Source organism: Jeotgalibacillus sp. R-1-5s-1, from assembly GCF_004405105.1.
Lineage (GTDB): Bacteria > Bacillota > Bacilli > Bacillales > Jeotgalibacillaceae > Jeotgalibacillus.
In genome coordinates this window covers 474,075-488,476 of the sequence record NZ_SORW01000002.1, presented here as the reverse complement: position 1 = coordinate 488,476, position 14,402 = coordinate 474,075, and the positions used below count along the sequence as shown (strand labels likewise).

At 41.9% G+C, this 14,402-nt stretch carries 14 protein-coding genes; 12 read left to right on the top strand and 2 right to left on the bottom strand.

What is annotated here, in order from left to right; translation table 11 throughout:
- The first annotated feature begins 2 nt into the window (after window positions 1-2).
- The 5 genes from E2491_RS02435 (at window position 3) to E2491_RS02415 (ending at window position 5,853) form a co-directional block, all read left to right on the top strand.
- Window positions 3-2,093 carry an RNA degradosome polyphosphate kinase gene (locus tag E2491_RS02435; protein WP_134372165.1) on the top strand — a complete coding sequence of 697 codons (2,091 nt, stop codon included), beginning with the start codon at window positions 3-5 and terminating at the stop codon, window positions 2,091-2,093.
- 144 nt (window positions 2,094-2,237) lie between these two features.
- Window positions 2,238-4,334: an EAL domain-containing protein gene (locus E2491_RS02430; protein WP_134372163.1), complete on the top strand. Its 2,097-nt coding sequence runs from the start codon at window positions 2,238-2,240 to the stop codon at window positions 4,332-4,334.
- Window positions 4,335-4,425: 91 nt separating this feature from the next.
- Window positions 4,426-4,650 carry a hypothetical protein gene (locus E2491_RS02425; protein WP_134372161.1) on the top strand — a complete coding sequence of 75 codons (225 nt, stop codon included), beginning with the start codon at window positions 4,426-4,428 and terminating at the stop codon, window positions 4,648-4,650.
- Between the two features lie 115 nt (window positions 4,651-4,765).
- Window positions 4,766-5,527 carry a 2,4-dienoyl-CoA reductase gene (gene fadH, locus E2491_RS02420; protein ID WP_134372159.1) on the top strand — a complete coding sequence of 254 codons (762 nt, stop codon included), beginning with the start codon at window positions 4,766-4,768 and terminating at the stop codon, window positions 5,525-5,527.
- 89 nt (window positions 5,528-5,616) lie between these two features.
- Entirely contained in the window at window positions 5,617-5,853 is a 237-nt protein-coding gene (locus tag E2491_RS02415) for a hypothetical protein (protein ID WP_134372157.1), read from the top strand.
- Window positions 5,854-5,910: 57 nt separating this feature from the next.
- Here the strand turns inward: E2491_RS02415 and E2491_RS02410 are convergent, their stop codons facing one another.
- Complete coding sequence (locus E2491_RS02410; RefSeq protein ID WP_134372155.1) at window positions 5,911-6,156, bottom strand: glutaredoxin family protein; 246 nt, start codon at window positions 6,154-6,156, stop codon at window positions 5,911-5,913.
- Between the two features lie 272 nt (window positions 6,157-6,428).
- Here E2491_RS02410 and E2491_RS02405 point away from each other — a divergent pair, with 272 nt between their 5' ends.
- The 6 genes from E2491_RS02405 to E2491_RS02380 all read left to right on the top strand — a co-directional run bounded on the left by E2491_RS02405 (window position 6,429) and on the right by E2491_RS02380 (window position 12,145).
- The gene (locus tag E2491_RS02405) at window positions 6,429-6,680 is read left to right on the top strand and encodes a YkuJ family protein (protein WP_134372153.1); all 252 of its coding nucleotides are present in this window, start codon (window positions 6,429-6,431) and stop codon (window positions 6,678-6,680) included.
- Between the two features lie 518 nt (window positions 6,681-7,198).
- Entirely contained in the window at window positions 7,199-7,648 is a 450-nt protein-coding gene (gene cbpB, locus E2491_RS02400; protein WP_134372151.1) for a cyclic-di-AMP-binding protein CbpB, read from the top strand.
- Window positions 7,649-7,667: 19 nt separating this feature from the next.
- Window positions 7,668-9,161: an MDR family MFS transporter gene (locus E2491_RS02395; RefSeq protein ID WP_134372149.1), complete on the top strand. Its 1,494-nt coding sequence runs from the start codon at window positions 7,668-7,670 to the stop codon at window positions 9,159-9,161.
- A 19-nt stretch (window positions 9,162-9,180) separates the two neighbouring features.
- Complete coding sequence (locus E2491_RS02390) at window positions 9,181-10,062, top strand: transcriptional regulator CcpC (RefSeq protein ID WP_134372147.1); 882 nt, start codon at window positions 9,181-9,183, stop codon at window positions 10,060-10,062.
- An 81-nt stretch (window positions 10,063-10,143) separates the two neighbouring features.
- Window positions 10,144-10,857: a 2,3,4,5-tetrahydropyridine-2,6-dicarboxylate N-acetyltransferase gene (gene dapD / locus E2491_RS02385; RefSeq protein WP_134372145.1), complete on the top strand. Its 714-nt coding sequence runs from the start codon at window positions 10,144-10,146 to the stop codon at window positions 10,855-10,857.
- 172 nt (window positions 10,858-11,029) lie between these two features.
- A complete protein-coding gene (locus tag E2491_RS02380; protein ID WP_134372143.1) occupies window positions 11,030-12,145 on the top strand; it encodes an N-acetyldiaminopimelate deacetylase in 1,116 nt (371 codons plus the stop codon).
- 442 nt (window positions 12,146-12,587) lie between these two features.
- On the opposite strand, the gene E2491_RS02375 is transcribed toward E2491_RS02380, so the two are convergent.
- Window positions 12,588-13,445, bottom strand: coding sequence for a mechanosensitive ion channel family protein (locus E2491_RS02375; RefSeq protein WP_134372141.1), 858 nt, complete (start codon window positions 13,443-13,445; stop codon window positions 12,588-12,590).
- Window positions 13,446-13,701: 256 nt separating this feature from the next.
- Between E2491_RS02375 and E2491_RS02370 the strand changes: the two genes are divergently transcribed.
- Window positions 13,702-14,244, top strand: a complete 543-nt coding sequence (locus E2491_RS02370; protein WP_134372139.1) for a peroxiredoxin — start codon at window positions 13,702-13,704, stop codon at window positions 14,242-14,244.
- The last annotated feature ends 158 nt before the right edge of the window (window positions 14,245-14,402 follow it).

Genomic DNA, 14,402 nt, shown 5'->3' with positions numbered 1-14,402 from the left:
GGATAAGTGTGGGGCATCATAAATCGCAATTTGATCAATCGGAATTTTTTAATAACAGGGAATTGAGCTGGCTTGCATTTAATGAAAGAGTTTTATATGAAGCGCTCGATAAAAAAAATCCGCTATTCGAACGGTTAAAATTTCTGGCAATTTTCAGTTCCAATCTGGATGAGTTTTTTATGGTTCGTGTAGCCGGTCTGAAGGATCAGGTTAAGGCAAATTTTAATAAACCTGAAAATAAAGCGGGTTTGACACCGAAAGGCCAGCTGACAAAAATTGCTGAGTATAACCACCGTCTTGTCAAACTGCAGGATAGGACCTTTATCGAAGAGCTGCTTCCGGCTTTAAAAGGTGAAGGGATCAGCATTAAAAAGCTGGATGACTGCAGTCATAAGCAGAGGAATTTTCTCGAGCGGTATTTTAATGAACAGATCTTTCCTGTTCTCACGCCTCTTGCAGTGGATGCATACCGTCCTTTTCCGATGCTTCTAAATAAAAGTCTCAATATGATTGTCAGACTTGAAGCAGAAAGCGGAAGTCAAATGGTTGCAATTGTTCAGGTACCGTCAGTTTTGCCCCGGTTTATCAAGCTGCCGAGTGTAACAGGATTTGAATATATTCTGCTTGAGGATGTCATTAAATTTTTTCTCGATAAATTATTCATCGGGTATGATGTCAGATCCTCCATGCTTTTTCGAATAACACGGAATGCGGATCTGACCATTCATGAAGAAGGAGCACGGGATCTCCTGCTTGAAATTGAAAAAGAATTAAAGAAAAGGAAATGGGGAGCCGCTGTCAGGCTTGAAGTTGTTGATGGGATGCAGGATGATGATATGCTTGCTTACCTGCTGCAGGAATTAGAAGTGCATCCGGATGATGTTTACCGGATTAAAGCTGCCATTGATTTAACATTCTTATTCCCATTTACTAAAGAGGTTTCTGTCAATAAAGAACATTTGCTGTTTGATTCATTCATTCCGCAGCCGCCGGAAGATTTACCCTCAGGTGAAGACCTGTTTGAAAAAGCATTACATCAGGATCTGTTTTTTCATCATCCATATGAATCTTTTACCCCTATCGTTGATTTTGTTGCTGATGCAGCCGAAGATCCGGACGTGTTGGCGATCAAGCAGACGTTATACAGGGTGAGTGGAGATTCGCCCGTGATAAACGCTCTGAAGAAGGCTGCTGAAAATGGGAAGCAGGTAACCGTTCTCGTAGAATTAAAAGCACGTTTTGATGAAGAAAATAATGTTCAGTGGGCAAAAGAGCTTGAAAAAGCAGGATGTCATGTTATTTACGGCATGACTTTATTAAAGACCCACAGTAAGATCACATTAATCGTCAGAAAAAGAAATAATAAGATAGAGCGCTTTGTCCATCTTGGAACAGGGAATTATAACGATCAAACAGCAAAGATTTATACGGATATGGGTATCATTACAACAAAAAGAAAATTCGGAACGGATGCGACAAACTTTTTTAACTACCTGAGCGGATATACAGAGAAACCATCGTACCATCATCTAGTCGTGGCCCCATTTTCAATCAGGGATGAATTTATGAATTTGATTGATCAGGAAATCGATTTTCATAAAAAACATAAAAATGGACATATTATAGCAAAGATGAATTCGCTCACTGATAAATCAATAATCATAAAGTTGTATGAAGCATCCACTGCCGGCGTGAAAATTGAACTGATTGTAAGAGGAACCTGCTGCCTGAAGCCCGGTATAAAAGGGGTTAGTGAGAATATCCATGTGCGGAGTATTGTCGGAAGATTTCTTGAACACAGTAGAATCTATTATTTTTACCACAACGGCGAGGAAAAAACGATGCTTTCATCTGCAGATCTTATGACGAGAAACATGGAAAAAAGAGTGGAGCTTCTTTTCCCGGTTCTTGAAAAAAAGCACAAAAAAAGAATTAAGACTATTTTGGCCTTACAGCTTTCTGATAATACGAAAGCCAGGGTTCAGGACCAGAATGGGCAATATTATTATGTACAGACAGAAAGTAATGATTCTATTCATGCTCAAGAACTGCTTCTTAAAAAGGCCTATCGTTTGAGAGAAGATGAAGAATGAGGGTATATTTAACCAAAATATACCCCTATAACGTTACTAAAGTTGTGATATTCAGTTGACAGACCATAGGTTATTTGAAATGATGGAGTTAATATATGAACCGTTTTATAAAGTCAGCTGTTATTATGTTGGAAGGATGAACCTATGGACACCTCATATTCCGGAATAGAAATGAAAGAGAGCAGAGACCTCTCTCTTATGATCCCGAGTGTACTGGAACAATTAATTACGATTCATGCATCAGACGCCATCTACATAATGAAAGCAGATGAGCAGGACCAGTTCACTTACCTATATGTGAATAATGCCGCTCTCCGTTCCATGAATCTTGAGCGGGACGACGTTTTAGGCAAATCCATCCTACAAGTAATGGGGGAGAGTTCAGGCAGAAAAATTCATGACTACTACATGGAAGCTAAAGCATCAAAAAAGAATCTCCGCTACCGTGACGTGATCAGTGATGAATTTGGTGTCAGAACATTTGAAACTGGTATTACACCTATTTTCAATGAAGAAACAAAAGAGAACTATATGGTCGCAGTTGCCAGAGACGTGACAAGAGAACAAAAGGAAAGAGACAGGCTTCAGACGCTTGAGCAACGATACAGATCAATTATAGAAGAAAATCTCGATGCAATTGTTACACTTTCAAAAGATGGAATGATGGAAACGGCTAATGAGGCAGCAGAGGAAATTTTTGACTGTGAAGCTTCTGCACTAAAAGGGAAGCATGTGTTAGATCTGTTTCCGGGAGAAGCAATCAGTAAGGTGAAGCAGGCTTTAAATCGCTCCTCAAAAGGGACACCGACAGCAGTCAGCCTGATTCAGGTGGAAACTTTCAAAAAAAGACCTGTCATCCTTCAGGCTAAATTTGTCCCAATCAAACTTGAAGGAACGGTTCACGGGGTTTATTTAATTGCGCGTGATGCGACTAATGAAATTGAGACAGACGAAAAAATCAATTATTTGCATTTTCATGATAAATTAACGGGATTGCCAAACAGGCAGGCATTAAAAATCAGACTGGCTGAGTTGACGGTAAAACAAAAGGACGATTCTCATGCAATCCTGTGTCTGGACCTCGACAACTTTAAAGCGCTGAATGAAGCGCTCGGGTACACAACAGGAGACGAGCTCCTTGTTAAAGTGTCTGAGCGGCTTGAAGGGTACAGCAGCTTATCAAACAATCTGTTCCGTCTTACGGCAGATGAATTTATTATGATCATGGAAAACACTTCAAAAGAAAAAATTGAAAAGCTTGCATCCGGTGTTATCCGTCTTTTTGCTGACCCGTTCATTGTCAGGGGACAGGAATATTTTATTTCAGCGAGTATCGGAATCAGTCTCTTTCCGCAGGACGGACAGGATGATGACAGTCTCGTGAATCATGCAGGTCATGCTCTGCAGATGGCAAAAAGAAAAGGACGATCCCTGTTCCAGTTTTACAATGTTGAAATGAATAAATCCTCTTCAAGAAAAATGATGATTGAAAATCATTTGAGAAGAGCGATAGAATTTGATGAGCTTTCACTCGTTTATCAGCCTCAGGTCAACCTGAAAAACGGTGAAATCAACAGTGTCGAAGCTTTACTGAGGTGGAATAACCGTAAGTTCGGGCATGTTTCGCCGGGCGAGTTTATCCCTGTGGCAGAGGAAAGCGGCCAGATTTTACCGATCGGATCATGGGTAATTGATCAGGCCTGTCATCAGCTATTCAAATGGACTAACCAGGGAATCAGAAACACCCGAATTGCCATTAACATTTCACCAAAACAGTTTGCACAGGAGAATTTTGATGAAATTATTATGAAGTCTCTTGAAAAATATAATGTAACTCCTGACCTGCTTGAGATCGAGATAACAGAGAGTGCAATGGGAAATATGTCTGAAACATTGTCCATGCTGAAAAAACTGAAGGAAATCGGAGTGAAAATTTCAGTTGATGATTTTGGTACAGGCTATTCATCCCTGAACTATCTTCGCCAATTTCCGATTGATATATTGAAGATTGATCAGTCCTTTGTGAAAGAGCTCCGATCCGAGCAAAAAGATGCAGCCATTACAAAAACCATCATTCACCTTGCACACAGTCTGGGACTCGAAGTAGTGGCAGAAGGTGTGGAAGAACAATTTCAGGTTAGATTTCTGCAAAAAGCACACTGTCAAAAGGGGCAGGGCTATTTCTTCAGCAAGCCTCTTCCTTCAGGAGAAATGGAAAAAAAGCTGCTCTCTATCGGGTAGGACCATATGATGATTGACAGAAGCCCTGCTGTAAGTTAACGTAAAATTATTGTGCAAAATAATGAGATTACGTTAAAAGGAGCTTTTACCATTGAAAAAAGGAATTGCGCTTGATCTGTTACGCATCCCTACAAATGCTGGAACGATCGTGGCTTACATCGAAGGGTTTCAGTCCACTCAACATAAAGGAACTGTGTTTGCTGAATTAAACGGTAAAACCGTTACAGCCTCAGGATTTAATCGAAAAAAAACGATTGTACGTGCGATTGCAAAGCTTCATCAGCAGCATGCCATTCAGCAGGATTTTACGAAATAAAGAAACCTGATCAGGTAATATAGTGACCGTTCACTATTTTACAGGATCAGGCTTTTTTATTTTTTAGTTTAACGGTATAATGAATGAATAGTCATTCATTATAAGGGGGATATGTATGTCAAAAGTGTATATTGTAACTGGCGGGTCAAATGGAATGGGGAAATACATGGCGCAGCGTCTGGTGAATGATGGTCATTCAGTTTTGATCACGGGACGGGATGAAGAAAAACTGATTGCTGCTGCAGAAGAATTGAAAAGCGGTAAAGGAAACATTGCTTATTTCCAGATGGATGTAAGGGAGCCAGAGCTCGCTGAAGCCATGGTTCAAAAAGCAGTAGATGAATTTGGAACGCTGCACGGACTGATTAACAATGCTGCGGGTAATTTCATTTGTCCGGTTGAAAAAATGTCAGCCAATGCTTGGCGTGCGGTCATTGATATCGTTTTAAACGGTACTTTCAACTGTACAAAAGCTGCAGGTGATTACTGGATCAAAAATGATGTCAAAGGGGTAATCATTAATATGGTCGCTACATATGCATGGAATGCCGGAGCGGGAGTGGCGCATTCTGCTGCAGCAAAAGCAGGTGTATTATCACTTACCAGAACAATCGCAGTTGAATGGGGACATAAATACGGAATTCGTGCGAATGCTATCGCTCCTGGTCCGATTGAGCGTACGGGCGGAGCAGAAAAGCTGTGGGAGTCAGAGGAAGCTGCGAAAAGAACCCTTCAGTCAGTTCCATTAAAACGTCTTGGCAAACCGGAAGAAATTGCTGCACTGGCAGCCTTTATGCTCTCAGAAGATGCTGCTTACATGAACGGTGAATGCATTGCCCTTGATGGCGGACAATGGCTTAACGCTTTTCCATTTTAAGCAAAAAGGCGTAATCAGTTAATAATTTCATCATGAATGAATGAAACATCCATTTTTCACACACGCTATAGAAAAAAGGTGTGTGAAAAATGGATGCAGTGACTGTAAGTCTGATTGTCCTTGTTACCGTAATCCTCATCGGATCTCTAATCATGACACTTCGAACCGCTTATTGGGTGAAGAAGAGGGAAGCCGTTCAGGATGCGGAAATTTCAACAAAAGTAAGGGAACACAACTTGTTTTTGAACCCGGTTTTCCTGACTTATGTATTTGCAGGAGTTGTGTGGGCCGGGACAATCATTTATATGGTAATGGCTTACAGCTGAACGAAAAAAACCAGTGAGTCCGGACTCACTGGTTTTTCAGTTGAAGTATATAATGCATTACTCACAAACGATATTCAGTTTTCCAGCGAGTTCTTCCAGATTAAATCCTCTGACTACTTCAGCATCATTAATAAGAACCGTTGGGGTAGAATAGGAGGCAAGCTGATCTATCATAAACTGTCTTGATTCAACGTCGTTTTTAATATTGATTTCCTCAAATTGAATTTCATGTGCCCTGAAAAATTTTTTGACAATTTCGCACGGTGGGCACTGGGGCTGTGTATATAAAACAACCTTTTGCACAACCATCACTTCCTTTTGCTTTTAAACTTACCTTTAGTTTCTCTTATAAGGCGGACAGTGTCAAAAGATTTGCAGGCAAACACAAGAAATTCCTGTTCTCATATTGTATTGTATGGTATAGTAATCCTTGTTTTGTAATAGCCGAAAAAGGGAATCATGGTTGATATGGACGTGAATTCATACACTAATGGACATCTTAAAAGTTCCCATATCTTATTAATGGCGTTATAAAGAAAAGAATCGTTTACTTTTAATAGAAGGGAGAATACCACATGTCTCAGCTAATGGGGATTATCCAACGTTTAAAATCGTTACAGGAACAAGATCAGTCAGGTGAAGTACCTTCCCGTTTCTTCGAACTGAACGGAAAACGCGTTTGTCAGGTAAAATACTTTGGAGCAAACGACACATTTGAACTTGAAGTATATGACAAAGATCAGAAAGCTCAAAAATATCCATTCGACAACATTGATATGACAGCCATCGAAATTTATGAGCTGCTTCAGGAAGAAAATAATCAGTAATCACACCAAACCGGGGCCAACCCGGTTTTTATTATGGATAAAAACGGACACATGACCTCAAGGGGCCAGTCGCCGGAGCTGGACAAAGAAAGCTCTATTGAATGTTTATCCATAAATCGCTACATAAAGAATTCAATTAATATTAATTGTAAAAAGGACCTGGACCATCCGCAGACTCCTGTGGCGGAAAGGGACAGGTGAAACCGATGTGCGAAGCACAGCGGGTTCACCGCCCGGCTACGGAAAAGCGGAGACGGGCGTTTAGGGACGTACAAACTGGACTGGCCCAGACGGAGATAAAGGAAACACGGCGAAGTGAGCTGATGTTGACTTATCGGACGAGGGGACGGGAAGTTTGCTAGTCCCTGCCCGACGTAGCTAGACAGCGAAAAGCGTAGGATGGTCCAGGTCCGGTTCAACTTTGGAAATTAATGATAAAAACCAGCCAATATAATAGAGAACAAATTTACCATTATGTTATGATAAAGGCACTGAGATTTAAAAAAGGGGTTTATACAATGATTACCATCGACCATAAGGAATTTCTTGAAACTGCAATTGAACAGTATATCATTCCATCTGAAAAAATTGCCCATGTTCAGGAACTAAATACAGCAGAGCATGCATTGCTCGTTTTAACAAAAAGCGGATATTCGGCCATACCTGTGCTGGATGCAACTTACCACTTAAAAGGCCTTATCAACGTACAAATGATAACGGATTCAATGCTCGGAATGGAGCAGATTGAATTTGACCGGTTAAACGAAAAGAAAGTGCAGGATATTATGCAAACGAATATCCCTTGTCTGAAAATGACCGATCAGTTTCAATATGCTTTAAACCTGCTTGTCGACCATCCGTTTCTCTGTGTGATGGATAAAGACGGCTATTTCGAAGGGATCCTGACGAGAAGGGTCATGTTAAAACAATTACAGCGTCACATCCATAAACAAATTCAGCGTTCTTAAAGCAGCCGGGAGCCGACAGATGAGCCAAACAGAACATGAACATAAAATAAAAAAATACAGACCCTATATACTCGCTTCCGTCATGCTTGCCATGTTTGTCGGCGCAATTGAAGCAACAATTGTTTCTACTGCCATGCCTTCTATAACGGCAGATCTTGGAGGATTCCAGCTCTACAGCTGGGTTTTTTCTTCTTACCTGCTTATGAGCACTGTGACAGTTTTGCTGTACGGGAAACTGTCTGATTTATTCGGACGCAAACCGGTCATGACGCTTGGCATGTCACTTTTTTTAATCGGTTCTATTTTGTGCGGATTTGCTGAATCAATGGAGTGGCTTATTGCGTTCAGATTTATTCAGGGGCTTGGTGCAGGTGCGGTTTTACCTATCGCAACAACCATTGTCGGAGATATTTATACGAAGGAAGAACGGGCTAAGATTCAGGGCTACCTGTCAAGTGTGTGGGGAATATCAGCTGTAATGGGGCCTGCAATTGGGGGTTTGCTAGTTGAAACAGTCGGCTGGCAATATGTATTCTGGGTGAATATTCCGCTTGGATTGCTTTCACTTACTGGTTTATGGCTGTTCTTAAAAGAGGATGTAGAGAAAAACAGGTCTCCAATTGATTATAAAGGGGCTATCCTTTTAACGCTTGCGCTGACGTTTTTTTTATACCTTCTGGTTGAAGGTGGCGTGTCTGTTTCCTGGACTTCAGTGCAGGCTATCGTAATCCTTCTACTTGCTGCCCTGCTGCTAGTCTGGTTTGTCCTTCATGAGCTAAAAGTGGAGGATCCGATGATGCCATTTTCCATCTGGCAAAACCGGGCCATTTTTATTGCTAATGCAGCCTCGCTCATGACGGGTGTCCTTTTGATTGGCATTTCGAGTTATCTGCCGGCATTTGTCACAGGTGTCATGGAAGAGGATGCGAGAACAGCCGGCTTTACATTAACGGCGATGTCAATTGGCTGGCCAATTGCGGCCACAATTGCAGGAAGACTGCTGATTAAAATTGGCTATTACAAGACGAGTCTGATAGGTGGGGCTGCACTTATTCTCGGAACACTTCTGTTTGTTCTGATGAAGCCGGAATACGGTCCGTGGTGGGCAGCCATGTCGTCATTCTTTGTCGGCGTTGGGATGGGATTAACAACGACATCGTTTATTGTCTCCATCCAGAGTGCGGTGCCATGGAATCTGAGAGGAGCGGCAACGGCTGCCAATATGTTTATGCGAAATCTGGGTAGCACGATTGGCGTAGCGCTCCTCGGTGGGGTTCTGAATGCATCTATTCAGCGATCTTTTACAGCAGACGAAACTGATGAGCTTAACGGATTAGGTGTTGAGGCAGTGAACAGTCTACTGGAAGAAGAACAGCGAAACACCCTGGATCCTGACGTGCTTGCCGGATTACAGGAAGCCATGACGGGTGGATTAAGCACGGTTTACCTCATTGTATTCGGTTTCGCGGTTGCTGCTTTTATCCTTTTATTCTTCCTGCCGAAAAATGAATAACAATAGAAGGAGAAGTTAAATGAACCGTTCAGATTACCGGCTTCTTGATATTCTAGCTCAGGAAATGAATATGCGAAAAGCAGCAGAGCGGCTGTTTGTGTCACAGCCTGCATTATCACAACGACTTCAAACAATAGAAAAAGAATGGCAAAAACCATTGTTTATCCGCTCTCAAAAAGGCCTTACCCTTACGCCTGCGGGTGAAATGATTGTGAACCTGTCGAGGGAAGTTCTGGCAAAAGAAGAGGGCATCAAAGAAAAGCTTCAATCACTTGATTCCCAGGTGTATGGAACGCTAAAGATCGCCTGTGCTTCAATCGTCGGACAAAACTGGCTGCCAAAGGTGCTGAAATTGTTTGTGGAGACAAATCCTCATGCCAGAATTTCGCTAATTACCGGATGGAGCAGTGAAATTTTGCAGGCCGTTTATAATGGGGATGTTCATATTGGGATTATCAGAGGTACGCCTGATTGGAAAGGTCCGAAAATGCATCTCTTTCAGGATCAGCTTTATTTGGTTGATCGGGAAATCCGCAGAATTGAAGACCTGCATCTAACCAATCGCCCGTTTATACAGTTTAAAAGCGATTCCACCTACTATCAGGAAATACAGGAGTGGTGGAATCGTCAATTCCAGATTACACCGAGGCAGAACATCCTTGTAGATCAGATTGAAACGTGTAAACAAATGGCGTTAAATGGTATCGGATATGCGATTCTTCCATCTATTACATTGACGGGAGAGGAAGAGGTTTTCACAACACCCCTGAATATGGAGGACGAAACGGCGCTGAAAAGAGATACTTGGCTGCTAGGATATCAATCTGCTTTTGAACTGCCGCAGGTTGAAGCGTTTATTGAATCAGTCAACACTCACCTTGAAAATACAAACAAAAACTGATCACTTGTCTACACATGCTGTGATCTGATAAAGTAAAAGAGGATTTATAATTATTCAAACAATTGAGAGGAGAATGCAACAATGAATCAGATGGATGCAAATGAAATCATTTCTTACATACAGAATGCGAAGAAGTCAACACCAGTAAAAGTTTATGTAAAAGGTGCTGACCTTCACAAAATTAATTTTGGTGATGCTTCTCAGACGTTTTTATCAGAAGGATCAGGCGTTCTCTTCGGAGAGTGGGCTGACATTGCACCTGCACTTGAAGAGAATAAAGATCAGATCTGGGATTATGTCGTTGAAAATGACCGTCGTAACTCTGCGATCCCGATGCTTGACCTGAAAAACATTAAAGCCCGTATCGAGCCGGGTGCAATTATCCGTGATCAGGTTGAAATCGGCGACAACGCCGTCATCATGATGGGCGCTTCTATTAACATCGGATCAGTAATCGGTGAAGGAACAATGATCGATATGAACGTTGTAATGGGAGGCCGTGCAACAGTAGGTAAGAACTGTCATATCGGAGCAGGTTCTGTTCTTGCCGGAGTCATCGAGCCGCCATCAGCTAAGCCGGTTGTCGTGGAAGATGATGTTGTCATCGGTGCCAATGCCGTTGTACTTGAAGGTGTAACAGTTGGAAAAGGTGCTGTTGTTGCAGCAGGCGCAATTGTTATTGAAGATGTAGAACCTTATACAGTTGTTGCCGGCACGCCTGCAAAAATGATTAAGAAAATTGATGAAAAAACAAAGTCAAAAACAGAAATCAAACAGGAACTCCGTCAGCTTTAATACGGGATTTCATATAAAGAGGCTGGAACGACTCTGATGAGTGCTGTCCCAGCCTTTTTTCTGAAGAAAATGATGTGTGGATATTCCTGCAGTCAATGATACTTATGGATGGATGGAGATCCTGACTGCCAGGATGTGATGTCCGTTTAACATCGCGAAAGGAATGAAATAAATGAACTCATTTGTTCAAATCAGAAGGGATCTTCACAAGATTCCTGAAGTCGGATATGAGGAATTCAAAACGCAGCAGTACCTGCTCCGTTATATAGAAAGTCTGCCCCAGGAGCGAATTGAAATAAAACAGTGGGAAACAGGTCTCTTTGTAAAACTTACAGGGTTGAAACCTGAATCCAAAACGATCGCCTATCGGACAGATATTGATGGACTGCCGATCACAGAGTTGACGGGACTTGATTTTGCTTCCGAGCATCCTGGCAGAATGCATGCATGCGGCCACGACTTTCACATGGCGATCGCACTCGGTATATTAACTGAACTCGTTAATCAACCGCCAGAAGTCAATGTTCTGTTTATCTTCCAGCCGGCAGAGGAAGGACCTGGCGGAGCGGCCAGAATGCTCGAGTCAAAAGAAATGCAGGAGTGGATGCCTGATGAAATTATGGGTCTTCATATTGCGCCTGAATATAAAGCAGGCGTAGTCGCATCAAAGCCGGGACTTTTATTTGCGAATACATCAGAACTGAGAATCATTCTGAAAGGAAAGGGTGGACATGCTGCTTATCCTCACAAAACGAGAGATATGATTGTGGCGGGTGCCCATTTAATTACACAGCTTCAAACCATTGTGGCACGTTCAGTGGATCCGCTTGACAGCGGTGTCGTAACAGTTGGAAAACTTGAAGCTGGAACAGTAGGTAACATTATTGCAGAAACAGCAGAATTAAACGGAACGATGCGAAGCCTTGACCCGGAAACGATGGAGATTTTAAAAAGCCGGGTACGGGCGATTTGTGAAGGGATCAGTGCATCATTCGAATGTGAAGTGATTCCTGAATTCAACCAGCCGTATTATATGGTTTATAACGATGAGGACTCAGTAGGTGATTTTATTTCGTTTGCTGAATCTTATGAAGGTGTAGAGTTTGTTCATTGTAAAAAAGCGATGACCGGTGAAGATTTCGGGTATTTTCTGAAAGAAATCCCGGGCTTTATGTTCTGGCTAGGGGTAGATTCAGTTTACGGATTGCACCATGCAAAATTAAACCCTGATGAAAAGGCGATTGGTGTCGCGATCGGGTTAATGAGAGATTATATCAAGTCTAAATAAAGACGGGCAGATTTCCCCCTTCGCTTTCCGCGGCCGCTTGGTTAACTCGCCTACGCTTTAGCCGGTTTCACCTGTCCCTTTACGCCACAGGATTTTTCGGGGAAATCCTGTCCTCTTTTATTAACAAATCAGCCTTTTGTAACTTAAAGAAAAGTGCTGAAAAAATAAGAAGATGATCTTCTTATTGTACTGAAAATTTTCTGAAGTATAAGGACATTTTAATTTTCGCCTAATGAAAAAATAACTTTAAAAGCAACAAAACAAAGTGCCAGGTCATTCCATAGACTTCTGCGGCAGAGGAGCGACAGGTGAGACAGCGTAATGCGGAGCATTAGCTGGCTCACCGCGCGGCCGCGAAAAGCGAAGGAATGACCTGGCACGATTTAGAACTTCAACAACCTGTAAAACGACCTGATTGTTAATATCAGGTCGTTTTTTTTGGTTATTTTTTTTCGACATATACTTGATGAGGAAATGGGATTTCAATTCCGTTTTTATCAAGTGTCTCTTTTAGTACCTTTCGAAGCTCACGCTCAATGCCCCACTGCTCATTATTAACTGTCTTTGCGATGACACGGATGACTACATCAGAGGCGCCAAGTGTCTGAACACCCAGTACATTTGGTCCTTCAACGATCATGTCATTTGATGCTGCGACTTCATCACATGCTGCCTGCATGACAGCAATGGCTTTATCGATATCATCATCATAAGAAATGCCGATATCAATTAAAGCGCGCATATTGCCTCTGGAGTGGTTACTCATTCCGGTAATCTCTCGGTTAGGAACAAAATGAAGTGTCCCATCAAATCCGCGGATTTTCGTCTGTCTAAGCCCAACTTCTTCGCAAATCCCTGAAAACTCTCCCGTTGTAATATAATCACCTACATCAATCTGTTTCTCAAGCAAAATGAAAAATCCGGTGACCACATCACTGACGAGTCCCTGAGCACCAAAACCGATTGCAAGCCCTATAATGCCGGCACCCGCAATTAATGCAGTGACATCATAGTTGAACACCTGAAGAATGGTCACAACCAAAATGAAGATTAATGCATAGCCATATACGTTTTTAATCAGGCTTTCGAGTGTTTTTGCCCGACCGATTGAAATATTTTCTTTTTCCTGATATTTTTCGAACACATTTGAAAGGATCCGATTACCGATCGACCGAACAATTAAAAAGGCAATAATAATACCAATAATCTTTAAGGCACCAATCCCGATTGCAATCAGGAGTGCTCCCCACTCGTAGTCAGCCAGCCGGCTGCCGAGTGCATTGAACAATAAAGTTTCCATCGACTCACCCCATTAAAAATTATGTAGATTTTTTCACTATACCCTTATATCAAACAATGTAACGTCGATTCAAGTAATTCGGGTTAATTCCATTGGATTCGGACCATACTTCAGAATAGGAAGGATCCGCCGTTTCAATTAAATTGATTCTGAATTAAATTGACTATGCTTTGGCAATCATTTATCATGAACAACGTGAGTTTTTTAGAGGTGAACGATTTCACCTTGATGCAGATTATTTTTGGAGGGATTTCTTATGGCAGAACGTATGGTTGGCAAGCAGGCTCCACGCTTTGAAATGGATGCTGTTCTTGCAAACAAAGAATTTGGCAAGGTAAGCCTTGAACAAAACATGAAAGAAGACAAGTGGACAGTACTTTTCTTCTATCCAATGGACTTCACTTTTGTATGTCCAACTGAAATTACAGCAATGTCTGATCGTTACGACGAATTCGAAGACCTTGATGCAGAAATTATCGGGGTTTCTACAGATACAATCCACACACACCTTGCATGGATTAACACAGAGCGTAAAGACAATGGTCTTGGCGAACTGAAGTATCCACTTGCAGCAGATACAAACCATCAGGTATCACGTGAATACGGCGTCCTTATTGAAGAAGAAGGGATCGCTCTTCGCGGACTATACATCATCAGCCCTGAAGGTGAACTGCAGTACCAGACAGTGTTCCACAACAACATCGGCCGTGATGTAGATGAAACACTTCGCGTACTTCAGGCCCTTCAAACAGGCGGACTTTGCCCGGCTAACTGGAAGCCAGGCCAGAAAACTTTATAATTCAGACATAACCAAAAAGAGACAGCTCGTGATATAGAGCTGTCTCTTTTTTTTGCCGATCCATCACAGATAAGTTCCTTAATATACATGGACAATGTCTCCCCATACCACTCTAGCGCTTCTGATTTTGACCTGTCCATTAAACTAAAGGTGTTTTT

Coding starts and splice junctions, on each gene's coding strand:
- E2491_RS02430 (WP_134372163.1), top strand. CDS start 2,238: ATGGACACCTCATATTCCGGAATAGAAATGAAAGAGAGCAGAGACCTC.
- fadH (WP_134372159.1), top strand. CDS start 4,766: ATGTCAAAAGTGTATATTGTAACTGGCGGGTCAAATGGAATGGGGAAA.
- E2491_RS02415 (WP_134372157.1), top strand. CDS start 5,617: ATGGATGCAGTGACTGTAAGTCTGATTGTCCTTGTTACCGTAATCCTC.
- E2491_RS02405 (WP_134372153.1), top strand. CDS start 6,429: ATGTCTCAGCTAATGGGGATTATCCAACGTTTAAAATCGTTACAGGAA.
- cbpB (WP_134372151.1), top strand. CDS start 7,199: ATGATTACCATCGACCATAAGGAATTTCTTGAAACTGCAATTGAACAG.
- E2491_RS02395 (WP_134372149.1), top strand. CDS start 7,668: ATGAGCCAAACAGAACATGAACATAAAATAAAAAAATACAGACCCTAT.
- E2491_RS02390 (WP_134372147.1), top strand. CDS start 9,181: ATGAACCGTTCAGATTACCGGCTTCTTGATATTCTAGCTCAGGAAATG.
- dapD (WP_134372145.1), top strand. CDS start 10,144: ATGAATCAGATGGATGCAAATGAAATCATTTCTTACATACAGAATGCG.
- E2491_RS02380 (WP_134372143.1), top strand. CDS start 11,030: ATGAACTCATTTGTTCAAATCAGAAGGGATCTTCACAAGATTCCTGAA.
- E2491_RS02375 (WP_134372141.1), bottom strand. CDS start 13,445: ATGGAAACTTTATTGTTCAATGCACTCGGCAGCCGGCTGGCTGACTAC.
- E2491_RS02370 (WP_134372139.1), top strand. CDS start 13,702: ATGGCAGAACGTATGGTTGGCAAGCAGGCTCCACGCTTTGAAATGGAT.